At 43.3% G+C, this 14,921-nt stretch carries 7 protein-coding genes; 6 read left to right on the top strand and 1 reads right to left on the bottom strand.

Features of this window, described 5'->3' with window-relative positions; translation table 11 throughout:
• Positions 1–79: 79 nt before the first annotated feature.
• The 5 genes from Q0590_RS01970 (at position 80) to Q0590_RS01950 (ending at position 12,238) form a co-directional block, all read left to right on the top strand.
• Positions 80–3,484, top strand: a complete 3,405-nt coding sequence (locus Q0590_RS01970) for a VCBS repeat-containing protein (protein WP_378410438.1) — start codon at positions 80–82, stop codon at positions 3,482–3,484.
• Between the two features lie 38 nt (positions 3,485–3,522).
• Positions 3,523–4,935 (top strand): vanadium-dependent haloperoxidase, encoded by a 1,413-nt coding sequence (locus Q0590_RS01965; RefSeq protein ID WP_302035794.1) that lies wholly within the window; start codon positions 3,523–3,525, stop codon positions 4,933–4,935.
• Between the two features lie 113 nt (positions 4,936–5,048).
• A complete protein-coding gene (locus Q0590_RS01960) occupies positions 5,049–8,444 on the top strand; it encodes a ThuA domain-containing protein (RefSeq protein ID WP_302035793.1) in 3,396 nt (1,131 codons plus the stop codon).
• Between the two features lie 215 nt (positions 8,445–8,659).
• The gene (locus Q0590_RS01955) at positions 8,660–11,233 is read left to right on the top strand and encodes a phosphoenolpyruvate carboxylase (protein ID WP_302035792.1); all 2,574 of its coding nucleotides are present in this window, start codon (positions 8,660–8,662) and stop codon (positions 11,231–11,233) included.
• A gap of 87 nt (positions 11,234–11,320) precedes the next feature.
• Positions 11,321–12,238 carry a sugar phosphate isomerase/epimerase family protein gene (locus tag Q0590_RS01950; protein WP_366970286.1) on the top strand — a complete coding sequence of 306 codons (918 nt, stop codon included), beginning with the start codon at positions 11,321–11,323 and terminating at the stop codon, positions 12,236–12,238.
• Positions 12,239–12,245: 7 nt separating this feature from the next.
• Here Q0590_RS01950 and Q0590_RS01945 read toward each other — a convergent pair whose 3' ends face one another.
• Positions 12,246–14,114, bottom strand: a complete 1,869-nt coding sequence (locus Q0590_RS01945) for an ABC-F family ATP-binding cassette domain-containing protein (RefSeq protein ID WP_302035790.1) — start codon at positions 14,112–14,114, stop codon at positions 12,246–12,248.
• A 150-nt stretch (positions 14,115–14,264) separates the two neighbouring features.
• On the opposite strand from Q0590_RS01945, the gene Q0590_RS01940 reads away from it, so the two are divergent.
• Entirely contained in the window at positions 14,265–14,846 is a 582-nt protein-coding gene (locus Q0590_RS01940; protein ID WP_302035789.1) for an LOG family protein, read from the top strand.
• The last annotated feature ends 75 nt before the right edge of the window (positions 14,847–14,921 follow it).

Here is a 14,921-nt window from a genome sequence, read left to right as displayed (position 1 = left end):
TAATTTTAAGATCTATGCCAGATGTCTGGCATAGATCTTTTTATTTATAGAGCCCAATTTAATTTGTAAGCATTTGTTACTGTTTACCCGCCACCCTGTATCCCTTTTGCTTCTGGCTTTTCTTTGTAGTATCACAGCCTGCCAGAAAAATAATGCCAAGCAAGAACCTGCTCAGGAAAAAATTACGGCTGATCAGTCTACAGCAAAGTCTCCACTGTTTACATTGCTGCCGTCCGAAAAAACAGGCATTCAGTTCACCAATACACTCACCGAAGGCCCAAATACCAATGTACTGATGTACGAGTATTTTTATAATGGAGGAGGAACTGCCATAGGAGATATTAATGGCGATGGGCTGCAAGATATATATTTCACTGCCAACATGCAGCCTAATAAGTTATATCTGAACAAAGGCAACCTGCAGTTCGAAGATATAACAGCCAAAGCAGGAGTAGCCGGTAGAGAAGGGCCATGGTCAACCGGCGTAACTATGGCCGATGTAAACGGCGATGGCTTGCTAGATATCTATGTATGCTACTCTGGCAAGTTGCCTGTAGAAAAAAGAACAAACCAGTTGTTTATTAACCAGGGTGTAGGAGCAGATAGTATTCCTGTGTTTGCCGAAAAAGCGCAGGAGTATGGCCTTGCCAGCACTTCGTTTAGTACCCAGGCCGTTTTCTTTGATTTTGACCGGGATCAAGATCTGGACATGCTGTTACTGAATCACAGTCCGGAGCCGCTACCCGTACTGGATGAAGTTTCTACAGCAGAAATGCTGAAGAAAGTAGATGCACAAAATGGAACACGGCTCTTTAAAAATACAAATAACCAGTTTACGGACATTACAGAAAAAGCAGGCATTCATAGTTCTGCCCTCTCGTATGGGTTAGGAGCCGGAATTGCCGACCTCAATGCAGATGGATGGTTAGATATTTACATTGGCAACGATTACAATGTGCCCGATTACCTGTATATCAACAATGGGGACGGAACCTTCACAGATAAGCTAAAAAATATACTGGGACAAAGTTCTCATTTCTCTATGGGAAACGATATAGCTGATATTAATAACGATGGCTTGCTGGATATTTTTACGTTAGATATGTTGCCGGAAGATAACCGCCGGCAGAAATTATTATTTGCACCAGATAACTATGAAAAGTTTGATCTCAATTTGCGGTCTGGTTTTCACTATCAGTATATGCGCAATATGCTGCAGGTAAACAATGGCAATGGCACTTTTAGTGAAATTGGCCAATTATCAGGTATTTCCAATACCGACTGGAGCTGGGCTGCTTTGTTTGCCGACTATGACAACGATGGCTGGAAGGATCTTTATGTGAGTAACGGCTACCTTCGGGATTTCACCAATATGGATTTTATGAAATACATGGGTGATTTTATTAAACAGAAAAGCGGAAATATGGTGCGCAATGATGTATTGCAACTGATTCACCAGATGCCGGCTTCAAATGTCAGCAATTATATTTTCAGGAATAATGGAGATCTAACCTTTGCTAACAAACAGGAATCCTGGGGAATGAACCTTGCTGCAAACAGTAGTGGTGCTGCCTATGCCGACCTGGATAACGATGGTGATTTAGACATGGTAGTAAATAATATCAACCGTACCGCTTTTGTTTATCAGAATGAAACCAATAGTCAACTTACCCATCAGTATCTGCAAATAAAGCTACAAGGCGAAGGTAAAAATACGGATGGTATAGGAGCTAAAGTAAACGTATTTTCCAAAGGCAATCTGCAATATGCAGAACAGATGCCCTCCAGAGGTTATCAGTCCAGTGTTTCCCCTATACTGCATTTTGGCTTGGGAAAAGCCTCCTCTATAGACTCTTTGCAGATTGTCTGGCAGAGTGGAAAAAGGCAAACAATTAAAGATATACAAGCTAATCAGCAAATTACTCTGGCAGAAAAAAATGCATCGAAAGGCAAAGCTTCAGGAAAAAACTCCAATCCCTTATTCGAGGAAACAAAGACTCCCATAATCTTTACCCATCAGGATACCAAAGTCAATGATTTTAAACGGCAACCATTGTTAATAAACCCTCTTTCTTTCTCGGGGCCTTGCTTAATAAAGGGAGACGTAAATGGCGATGGCTTGGAAGATATATATGTTGGAGGAGGTAGCGGACAGCCTGGCGCCCTGTATTTGCAGAGTAAAAGCGGTCAGTTTACCCCTAAATCTATAGCTGCTTTTGAAGAAGATAAAGCAAGTGATGATACCGATGCTTTGTTTTTCGATGCCAATGGTGACGGATCTACTGACTTGTATGTAGGCAGTGGCGGCTACGATAACTTTATGCCAGAAGATAAATTACTGCAAGACCGCTTATACCTGAATGATGGCCAAGGAAATTTTACAAAAAGTCCGGAGGCTTTACCTTTGATGCTCACCAGTACCAGCTGCGTGCGGGCTACTGATGTAAACGGCGATGGACTACTAGATTTGTTCATAGGTGGGCGGACCATTCCAGGGCGGTACCCGGAACCCCCCCGAAGCTATATATTAGTGAATGATGGCAAAGGAAAGTTCAATGATATGACTGCCCAAGTAGCTCCTTCTTTACAAAAGCCAGGTATGGTAACCGATGCCGCCTGGGTAGATCTGAATGGAGATAAAGTAAAGGAGTTAGTGATTGTAGGAGAGTGGATGCCAGTAACAGTTTTTGGTAAACAAAACAATCAATGGATAGACCAGACAAACACCTACTTCGACAAGAAATATAATGGATGGTGGAATAAGATAGTAACTGGTGACTTTAACAAAGACGGCAAAGTTGATTTAGTAATTGGCAATCAAGGAGTAAATACGCAGTGTAAAGCCTCAGAAAAAGAACCAGCTGAACTCTATTACAAAGACTTCGATGACAATGGCTCAATAGACCCTATTCTTTGTTTTTTTATACAAGGGAAATCATACCCATATGTTACCAGAGATGAATTATTGGATCAACTGAGTATTATGAGAACCCGGTTTACCGATTATAAGAGTTATGCGGATGCTACCCTGAAAGATATTTTTACAGCTGAAGAACTAAAAGGAGCCGGGCATTTAACAGCCACGTATTTGCAGACAGCTATTTTCGAAAGCACTCCAACCGGGAAACTACAGGCAAAAGCTTTGCCATTGCAAGCCCAATACTCACCGGTATATAGTATAGCCGTTCTAGATGCGGATAAAGATGGAAAAGAGGATCTGTTGTTGGGTGGAAATGTTCACCAGGCCCGCTTACGGTTTGGGAAGTACGATGCCAATTATGGCGTGCTGCTAACAGGCGATGGCAAAGGGAATTTTACATACGTTACTCAAAACCAGTCTGGTTTTTCTATAAAAGGTGATGTGAGGAGTATATTGGAGGTAAATAACCTATTAGTCTTTGGCCTAAATAATCAGCCGCTGAAAGCCTTTAAGCCTGCAAGTTCTGCTAAAAAGAAACAGCCAGATTTACTAAGTAAAAAGTAAAAACAATGAGCCAGTATAACAAAGTATGCATTAGGGCTATGAATAAATTTATCCCGCTTTTTGTGGGTATAGTGTTGATGTGTAGTTGCCAACAGGCGGCCAAGCAAGAAGACAAACAGAAACAAGCTGCTAAAGCTCCAGAATTAAATAGCCAGACCATAAGTAATGTGATTGGCCAGATGACAGACCTGATGGTGCATGATGTTACAAACCCGCCTTTAGCTGCCCGGTTTTTTTCTTATGCTTGCCTCGCAGGTTACGAAATAATAGCCCAAGAAAAATCGGTACAACAGCCAGTATCTCAAAAAGAGGTTGAATACCAAAGCATGCATGGGATACTCAATGAATATCCGCTTATTGAAAAGCCAAAAGAAATAAACGCCTATTCCTACCAGCTAGCCTCTTTGCTGGCTATGATTGAAACAGCCAAGCAAATGCAGCCATCGGGTACACTGCTGGAAGCCTATGAGCAGAAACTGTTGGATTCCTGTAAGAATAATGGGTTTACACAGGAAGTATTGGATGGCTCTCTGCAATATGCCAGGCACGTAAGCGGGCAAATACTGACCTATGCCAAGAAAGATCAATATAACAAGATCAGCAATTTCCCCAGGTATACGCCATCCTCTGCGGAAGGAAGCTGGTATCCCACGCCTCCAGGTTTTTTTGCTCCGGTAGAACCCTACTTTAATACAGTCAGAGCGTTTACTTTAGATTCCTGCACCCAGTTCAAGCCAGAGCCGCCAGTTGTTTTTTCAAGTACTAAGAATTCAGCGTTCTATAAACTGATGCAGGAGTGCTATAAAGAAGGCATTCATCTTTCTAAAGAACACCAGGAGATTGCTGCTTTCTGGGATTGTAATCCGTTTGCTTTGCAGGATAACGGGCATATGCTGGTAGGCATGAAAAAAATATCTCCCGGAGCCCACTGGCTGGGAATTACCGGTATTGCCTGTCAGCAAGCTAACCTGGATTTTGCCAGAACAATGAAAATACATACAGCTGTTGCACTAGGATTGATGGATGGCTTTATCAGCTGCTGGGATGAAAAATTCCGTAGCAACCGTATCCGCCCAGAAACAGCAATCCGGAAGTACATTGATCATTCCTGGAAACCGCTGTTGCAAACACCCCCCTTTCCAGAATATTTAAGTGGCCATTCTACTATTTCTTCCGCTTCCGCTGTGATACTTACCCACTATTTTGGCGATAATTTCAGCTATACCGATACGGTAGAAGAAAGATATGGGCTCCCGGCCCGTAAATTTAGTTCTTTTCAAGAGGCAGCTATTGAAGCGGGGTTATCCCGTTTTTATGGCGGTATTCATTTCATGGATGCGATAGATAATGGCCGGAAACAAGGTTTACAGGTTGGCGAATGGGTAGTTAATAAACTTGAAAACACCCAGCCAGCTACCAAACCTGCCGGATTAGCCACTGTTGAGCCGTAAGCAAAGGGCAATTGAGCAGTAGCCAGATAAATTTCATCGCATAAGTATTCGTACTCCTCGGGTGAGATGAAACTACAATTCTTACAACATATTTTCCTAAACCATAACTCTTCATGCGTATTCAAACATTTACTAAAAAAATCTCCCTCGCATTTTTTCTCTCGGCTTCTGCAGCCGGAGGATTTTATGCCTGTAAAACGGCTCCGGCTACTACGGCCAGTGTACCAGCAGAAGTGCCCAAAACTGCCCGTATCCTGGTATTCTCCAAAACAGCCGGATTTTATCATGAATCTATACCTAGTGGAATTGCAGCTATACAAAAAATGGGTGCGGCAAATAATATGGTAGTGGATACCACTAAAAATGCTGCCTACTTTGTAGAAGATAGCCTGAAAAAATACAGTGCCGTGGTATTTCTTAGTACTACACAAAATGTACTGAATGCCGATCAGCAAGTAGCTTTTGAGCGGTATATTCAGGCGGGTGGAGGATTTGTAGGTGTGCATGCAGCCGCAGATACGGAATATACCTGGCCCTGGTATAATAAACTGGTGGGTGCCTATTTTAAAAGCCATCCCAACAACCCCAATGTACGCAAAGCCATTATTGATGTCATAGATACTACTTTCAAAGCAACCAAAGGCCTGCCTGCCAGATGGGAACGTACCGATGAATGGTACAACTATAAAAGCATTAATCCGGATATAAACGTGCTGGCAAAGCTGGATGAGGATAGCTATGAAGGTGGCGAAAATGGCGAAAACCATCCTATAGCCTGGTATCATGAATTTGACGGTGGACGAGCCTTTTATACTGGCGGAGGCCATACCAACGAATCTTTTTCAGAACCCCTGTTTGTAAACCATCTACTGGAAGGTATTAAGTATGCTATTGGCGAAAATAAAGATTTAGACTATTCCAAAGCCTATGCTGTAAAAATGCCAGAAGAAAACCGTTTCACTAAAACCATTCTTTCCAATGATCTAAACGAGCCTATGGAACTGGCAGTAGCTCCTGATGGCCGGGTGTTCTTTGTGGAAAGAGGCGGCAAATTTTACATGTACGATCCGGTTTCTAACAAGACCCGCTTACTTCGTGATTTTCCTGTGAAAGCTGTTGAAAAATACCTGAACGGCTTACTGGGAATAACCCTTGATCCGGATTTTGCTACCAATAACTATATTTATTTCTTCCATACAGTAACAGAGAACAATAAGCATAAGCAACACATTTCCCGTTTTACCTTAGGCTCCGATGGTTTCCTGGACCTGGCTTCTGAAAAAGTGATCATCGAAGTACCGATCGACCTGGAAGTAAGTGCCCATACTGGCGGCTCTCTGGCATGGGATAAAAACAAAAACTTATATATTTCTACTGGCGATAACACCGTGCCTTTTGAATCAAGCGGGTTTGCTCCCATAGACGAACAGCAAGGCCGGTTAACTTTTGACGCACAGCGTTCGTCTGGCAATCCGAATGATTTACGGGGTAAAATTCTGCGTATTCACCCGGAAGCCAATGGGAGCTATACTGTTCCCGAAGGTAATTTGTTCCCGAAAGGCACACCTGGCACGCGGCCCGAAATATATGTGATGGGTTGCCGCAATCCGTACCGCATATCCGTAGATCAGGAAACTTCTATATTGTATTGGGGTGAAATCGGCCCTGATTCTGGCACGGATGGTCCGCAAGGCCCCAGAGGTTACGATGAGTTTAATCAGGCAAAAAAAGCCGGAAACTTTGGATGGCCTTATCTTGTAGGAGATAACAAAGCGTACAAAGAGTATGATTTTGCCAGCAAAAATGTAGGCGAACTGTTTGATGTAAATGGTCCTACTAACAATTCTCCTAATAATACTGGTGCCAAAACTTTGCCTTCTGCTCAAAAAGCCATGATCTGGTACCCGTATAATAAATCAGATGAGTTTGCGGACCTGGGTGTGGGTGGCCGTTGTGCCATTGGCGGACCAGTATATCATTACAATCCGGCTTTACAATCGGACGTAAAAATACCGGCGTATTATGACAAAGCGCTGTTTATTGCCGACTGGATGCGTAACTGGGTATTTGCAGTGCGCCTGGACGAAAACCAGAATTACAAGCGCATGGAACCCTTTATGCCGATGGTGGGTGATTTTAAAAGACCAGTGGACCTGGAAATCGGGCCGAAAGGAGAAATGTATATGCTGGAGTACGGTTCGGTCTATGGAATTGATAATGAAGATGCCCGTCTGGTAAAAATAGAATTTAATCCAGGCAACCGGGCGCCAGTAGCTCAGATTATGGCAAGAGATACCATCGGTCTGGCTCCTATGAAAGTATCCTTCAGCAGCCGCAGAAGCTACGATTTTGACGAGCAAGATAAACTTAGCTATGAGTGGCGGTTCGTGGGAGATGTGGTTGGTTCTACAGAGGCCAATCCAACTTATACATTCCAGAAAAATGGCATTTACAAAGCTACTTTAAAGGTAACAGACCCAGCCGGGTTATCAAGCACCGATACATTAGAAATTAAAGTGGGCAATACCTTACCTCAGGTGGCCATCAAAACAGAAGAAAACAGCTCATTCTTCTTTGCTGACAATACGCCGCTGAAATATATGGTAGAGGTAAAAGATAATGAAGACAAAGTGATTGATAAGAAGAAACTACAGGTAGCCTTAAATTATATTCCCAAAGTAGCCAGTAACGAGCAGGTAATGGGTCATCAGCAGATTACGGCATCCTTCAACTTGGGCAAAAGTCTGATGGCTACTTCCGATTGCAAAGCCTGCCACCAGATAGAAAAAAAATCAGTAGGGCCTGCCTTTATGGAAGTTTCTAAAAAATACCAGGGCGATAAAAATGCTGTCGCCCGGTTAGCAAATAAAGTAATTACCGGTGGCGGTGGTGTCTGGGGAGAACATGCGATGAATGCCCATCCGCAATTATCCGTAGATGAAGCTACGGAAATGGTGAAATATGTATTGTCTCTATCTATGGCTAAACCAGATGCAAAACTCCCGGGACAGGGAAATATCACCTTAAAAGATCACGTAGGTAAACAAGAGCAAGGCCGGTATATCCTTACCGCTTCATATACCGACAAAGGCGGAGCCATTACGCCATTAACTTCCACTAATATACTACTATTACGCCCTACCAAAGTAGAAGCCGAAGAGGCGGATGTGCTCTTCAACATGGAGAAACAAAGAAGAGGTTTAGGCAGCATTCATAATAAATCCTATTTTGTACTGAAAAATATTGATTTAAAAGGAATCAGCCGCCTTACTTACCGCTATGCTTCCAAAGACCAGAATGCTACGATAGAAGTACGGGCAGGCTCTTTAAAAGGCCCGGTTATTAGCACACTGGATTATAAAGCTACCGGCGAGTGGAGAAATTACATAGAGGCGAGTACTCCTATTCAAGCTACGGGTACCAAACAAGACTTGTATTTTGTAGTGATTAAGAAAGAAGCTCCTAAAACAAATCTGCTCTCTCTGGATTGGATTAACTTTGAGAGATAGTATTTGCAGAATAAGTTAGTTAAAAAAAGTCATTAGTTACTGGCCAGTAGTCATTTGTACGAAAGCCAGCACTCGTGACTTTTTTACTTTATATTAGGTTATCGTTAATTTTTCTTCCATTCATGGGCAAACAATCTATTTTTTCGTAGTTTAGCCAAATATTATTCCTCTTGCCTATTCGTAGGTAGTATAATTTATCAACATTTTTACGAATTATGGATGGTTCTGCTGGTAACCTTTTACAAATTTATAATCATCAGGTAGGTCTGAAATTTCAGCTATACAACAGTCTTTTTACAGCCCTTCCGTTTCACCGGGTAGAAAAAACTGGTATACTGCTGTCGTTGTTTTTGTTGCATTGCGAAGAAGGATACAACAAAGGACAGAGCCCGGATGATATCATTAGTTCATTTATTGAGCAATATACCTCGTACCGCACGGAGCAGGAGCAAACCGATCTACTTTTTAGGTTTGTCCAATATGCCGAGCGCCAGGTAGTATTGTTTGATGCCCTGGAAGATGCCGCTTTCCGCGATACCCATGACATGAACGGGCCTGGCACCATAAAAAATCTAGAATCGCAGGTGCCTACTACCAAAGCCAAACAACAGCTGGAGGAAAAACTAAAAGATTTCTCTGTGCGGCTGGTGCTAACGGCACATCCTACACAGTTCTATCCGAGTGAAGTACTGGGAATTATTAATGACCTATCCAAAGCTATTATTAATGACAGTACCGCACAAGTAAATAGTTATTTGCTGCAACTGGGTAAAACTCCATTTTTTAAGAAAGAAAAACCCACCCCTTACGACGAAGCCGTAAGCCTGATCTGGTATCTGGAAAATGTGTTTTACCAATCGGCCGGACAAATATTAACCTCACTAAAAAATCAGTTCCCTTCCGATATTTACGGCAAACATTCCCTGATCCGAATGGGCTTCTGGCCAGGAGGCGACCGGGATGGCAACCCGTTTGTGAAAACAGAAACTACCTTGAAGGTAGCTGATTCGCTACGGGGAGCAATTATTAAGTCGTATTATGCCGATGTGCGGAAACTTAAGCGCCGCCTCACATTTAAAGGAGTAGCTAATGTACTGGCCTCCTTGGAACAGAAACTGTTTAATAATTTATTTGTTCCAGGCCACAAAGCAGACCTTTCCAAAGAGGAAATTATGGACATGCTGGAACAGATGCGCCAGACATTGCAGGAGCGGCACAATGGTTTATTTGTAAACCTGGTAGAAAATCTCCAAAGAAAAGTAGAGTTGTTTGGGCTACACTTTGCTTCGCTGGATATCCGGCAAGATAGCTCTGTTCATTCCCAGGCAATGGAGGTTATTGCTGAAAAAACCTCACTTATTCCTAAAAATTATAAGGAACTTTCAGAAGCGCAGAAAATAGCCGCTTTATTGAAAGTTGATTCCCCGGCTGATCCGGCAGTATTAAGCGACGAACTGCTGCAAGATACACTGGAATCCATGGCAGCTATAAAAACCATTCAGCAAACCAATGGAGAAGAAGGGTGTCACCGCTATATTATCAGCCATAGTACAAGTGCCCTGGATGTACTGGAAGTATATGGCCTGTTTTTACTAAGCGGGTGGCAGAAAGAAACCCTGAGCGTAGACATTGTACCCTTGTTCGAAACCATTGACGATCTGCAGCATGCCGGCGAAGTAATGAAAAACTTATATGAAAATCCGGCTTACCGGCAGCACCTCACGCAGCGGAACAATACGCAAACGATTATGCTGGGTTTTTCGGATGGTACAAAAGATGGCGGCTATTTAATGGCTAATTACAGCATCTATAAAACCAAAGAAACCCTGAGTGCCATTTCTAGGCAATACGATGTAGATGTTATCTTTTTCGACGGCAGGGGAGGCCCGCCCGCCAGAGGAGGTGGCAAAACACACCAGTTCTATGCCTCTATGGGTAGCAATATTGCCAATAAAGAAATACAACTGACTATTCAAGGGCAGACGATCAGCTCTAATTTCGGAACTGTAGATTCTGCCCAGTTTAATATGGAGCAATTGCTGCATGCCGGTATTACCAACGCTTTGCATAAAACAGATGCTACCTTAAACGAAATGGAGGAAAAACTTCTGCAGGACCTGGCTATCGAAAGTTATGAAGCCTATAATCAACTGAAGAAGCATCCGGATTTTCTGGATTACCTCAACTATGCCAGTCCCTTGCGGTATTATGCTGAAACTAACATAGGCAGCAGGCCGGCCAAACGTAAAGCCGGAAAGCTGAATTTGAACGATTTGCGGGCGGTACCTTATGTAGGTTCCTGGAGCCAGTTAAAACAGAATTTGCCTGGCTATTATGGGGTAGGCATGGCCCTGGATAAGATGGATAAAACTGGCAGATGGGCAGAAGTACAGCAGTTGTATAAAAATTCTATTTTCTTCCGCACCTTACTGGGAAATTGCGAAATGGCTATGAGTAAATGCTTTTTCCCGCTTACTGCTTTTTTATCGGAGCATCCCAAATATGGTAACGTATGGAACATGATTTTCGATGAATTTGAGTGCACCAAGAAGCATGTACTGCGCCTCACTGGTTCTGCCAAATTAATGGATGACAAACCAGTAGAGCAACTTTCCATACGCATGCGCCAACGCATAGAATTACCGCTGCTTACTATTCAACAATTTGCCCTTACCAAAATACGCGAGATGGAAGAGCAAGCTGCTGAAACACAGAGTAAAAAGAATTATGAAAGTCTGGTAATCCGGTGTTCGTTTGGAATTATTAACGCGGAAAGAAATTCTGCGTAATAATGCCACGAAAAAGCCTGAATGTGGCGTAAATTTCAATAAAAACGGAGAAACTGTTTATTATCCGTCATGCTACAAAACCGCAGAATGTTTGTAAAAGCTATTGCTAACCTGGCTGTAGCTTCTTTTATTGGCAGCCATCCAGCGGTTGCTGCAAAAGCGGCAAAACCGCTGGCTATCGCCTGTAACCAGTATCCCTGGTTCACTTTTTTGCAGCGGCAAGGAAGAAACTGGTCTGCTGATCTGGATAACTCGCTGAGGGAATTTACGCAATCCGGTTTAACGGGATATGAACCCATTATTGAAGCAGCTAAAGACATATCCCTACTAGCACCCCTGCTGAAAAAATACAATTTGCAGATGCGGTCTCTGTATGTAAACAGCGTATTGCACAAACCGGAGGAGATAGAAAAAAGTATATATTCGGTTGTAGCTATTGCCGAAGCCGCAACAGCTGTAGGCACACAGATAATTGTTACCAATCCAAGTCCGATCCGCTGGGGTGGCCCGGAAGATAAAGATGACAAACAACTGGAACTTCAGGCAGCTGCTTTGGGTAAACTGGGGAAAGAACTTCGGAAAAGAGATATCCTATTAGCCTATCACACGCATGACCCGGAAATGCGGAATGCTGCCAGGGAGTTTCATCATATGATGCTTCATACCGATCCGAAGGATGTCTCGCTTTGCCTGGATGCCCACTGGATTTACCGTGGTTCAGGGAATTCGCAAGTAGCCTTGTTTGATATTGTACGTTTGTATGGCAAGCGGATTAGTGAACTGCATTTGCGCCAGTCGAAAGCAGGCATTTGGACGGAAGTGTTTGGTGAGGGAGACATAGACTACAAACGATTGGTAAAAGCGCTGCAAACGCTAAAGGTCCGCCCACATGTAGTGCTGGAGCAAGCCGTGGAGAAAGGCTCACCCAACACCTTAACGGCTATTGAGGCTCACCGGCAAAGTTTGACGTATGCCAATGATTTATTTGCCGGTTTTGCCAACTAAAAATTGCCTACAGCAGTTCACCCAGCTCCAGCCATCGGTCTGATTTGTTGGAGAGCTTACGGTCTATCTCTTCTATTTCCAGAGCCCATGCCGTAAGTTCCTGGTGACTAGCCATACTGCTGGCTAATTTCTCTACCAGGCCTCGTTTCTGATGTTCCAGGGCTTCTATCTCTTTTTCCAGTTGCTCATATTCCTGTTTTTCCTTGAAAGATATTTTCTTTTTAGCTGAAAAGGTGTCTTGTTTAGCAGCTGGCTGGGTTTGCACAGGCGTTTTACTGGCCGATTCAATTTTGCGTTGCTTTTCTTCTTCTTCCAGCCACTCCCGGTAGTCGGTATAGTTTCCGGGAAAGTCACGTATTTTTCCCTCACCTTCAAACACGAACAGATGGTCTACCAGTTGGTCCATGAAGTAGCGGTCGTGGGTAACGATGAGCAGGCTGCCGGGGAAATTTTGCAGAAAGTCTTCCAGAATATTCAGTGTTACCAGATCCAGGTCATTGGTTGGTTCATCCAGAATCAGGAAATTAGGGTTTTTAATGAGTACTTTCAGCAGTTGCAAACGCCTTTTTTCTCCACCACTTAGCTTAGATATAAAGCTATATTGCATGGCTCCGCTAAACTGGAAATATTGCAGAAACTGCGAAGCTGTTACTGTTTGTCCATTTGCCATGGTTACTACTTCCGCTATTTCCAGAACCACATCTATCACCCGTTGATCATCCTGGAAACTAAGCTCATCCTGCGTATAATACCCGAAGGAAGTAGTTTCACCACGGTCTATTTTACCGGAGTCCGGCTGTAATTTGCCGGTAAGCATATTCAGGAATGTAGTTTTCCCAACCCCGTTTCTTCCTATAATGCCTATTTTGTCTAGCTTCTTAAATACGTAGGAAAAGTCTTTTATCAGTACCTGGTCTCCGAATTGTTTATTTACTTTTTCCAGTTCCATAATTTTGCTTCCCTGGCGGGTAGTTTTTACACTCAGTTCCAGAGCGTTGCTCGTATTCTGCCGGCTAGCTTTGTCTTTGAGCTCGTAAAAAGCATCTATCCTGGATTTAGACTTAGTACCTCTGGCTTTGGGTTGCCGCCGCATCCATTCCAGTTCTTTACGCATCAGGTTTTTGGCTTTTTCTGTTTCGGCTTCCTGGGCAAGTTCCCGTTCGGCTTTTTTCTCCAGAAAATAGCTGTAATTGCCTTTGTAGCGGAAAAATTGCCCCTGATTGATTTCGATAATCTCATTGGCTACCCTATCCAGGAAATAACGGTCGTGGGTAACTAAGAGTAGCGTTTGCTGCTGGGTAGCAATAAGGTTTTCCAGCCATTCAATGGTTTGCAGATCCAGATGGTTGGTGGGTTCATCCATAATAAGCAGGTCGGGTTGCTCGATCAGCACACGGGCCATGGCTACCCGCTTGCGTTGCCCGCCAGAGAGTTGCTTTACCGGCTTATCCAGATCATGTATCCCCAATTTTCCGAGTATCTGCTTTACTTTGGCTTCGTAATCCCAGGCTTTTAAGGCATCCATCCGCTCGATGCAATGCTCCAGGTTGCCATTTCCATTCAATGCTTCTTCATAAGCTTTTACGGCTGATAAAGTTGGATTGTCAGAAGCAAACAGGGTATCGAGAATGGTACTTTCTTCATCAAATTGAGGGTGCTGTCCCAGATACCCAACGGTGATATCTTTCCGGACACTCACTTTGCCTTCGTCTGGAGGTAGTTTGCCAGCCAGAATATTCAGCAAGGTACTTTTGCCTGCTCCATTGGCTCCCACTAAAGCAATTTTTTCACCCTTGCTAATACCCACAGACTCATTCTTAAACAGCCATTTGTCGCTGAAACTTTTGGAGATAAACTCAGCAGATAGATAATTCATGGGGCAAAGGTAGCAAATTATAGGCTAAGAAGCAGAAGCATAGCCCGGATGTTAAATGGATTTATCTAAGGTCAGTAAAAAACAATTTCCAGAACTTGCTGTATGGATAGATACCTTTACTTTTGTAAATAACCAACTAAGCAATAACTCATGAAAAGTGTATGCGTATTTTGCGGCTCCAGTATGGGAAACAGCCCTTTGTATGCCGGGGCTGCTTATGAGCTGGGCAGATTACTGGCAGAAAATAACATCCGGCTGATTTATGGAGGGGCCAAAGTAGGCTTAATGGGGAAAGTAGCCGATGGAGTGTTAAAACAGGGGGGAAAGGTTACGGGTGTGTTGCCTACCTTTTTGGCCGGTAAAGAAATAGCCCATGCCAGCCTTACCGAACTAATTCTGGTGGAATCGATGCATGAACGGAAAATGAAAATGTCGGAGCTGGCAGATGGGTTTATTGCCTTACCCGGTGGCATGGGCACTATGGAAGAGTTATGTGAAATTCTTACCTGGTCGCAGCTGGGCTTGCACGGTAAACCTGCCGGGGTATTAAATGTAAATGGGTATTATGATTTTCTACTGCAACTCTTCCAAAAAATGGTAGAAGAAGGTTTTTTGCGAGAAAAGCATCACCAAATGCTTTTACATGCAGATAAAGCAGAGGTGCTACTAACCCAAATGAATGCATACCAAGCGCCTGCGGTAGAGAAGTGGCTAACAAACAGGGATACATAGCCACAACTAGTAACCATAAACTAGCTATTTTAATAGACTACTAATCAATGAAAGCCTAGCCGATTCTAGCTTGTA

The sequence above is a fragment of the Rhodocytophaga aerolata genome (genome assembly GCF_030503435.1).
GTDB lineage: Bacteria > Bacteroidota > Bacteroidia > Cytophagales > 172606-1 > Rhodocytophaga > Rhodocytophaga aerolata.
Note: the sequence above shows the minus strand (reverse complement) of the source record. Positions and strands in the feature narration are given on the sequence as shown.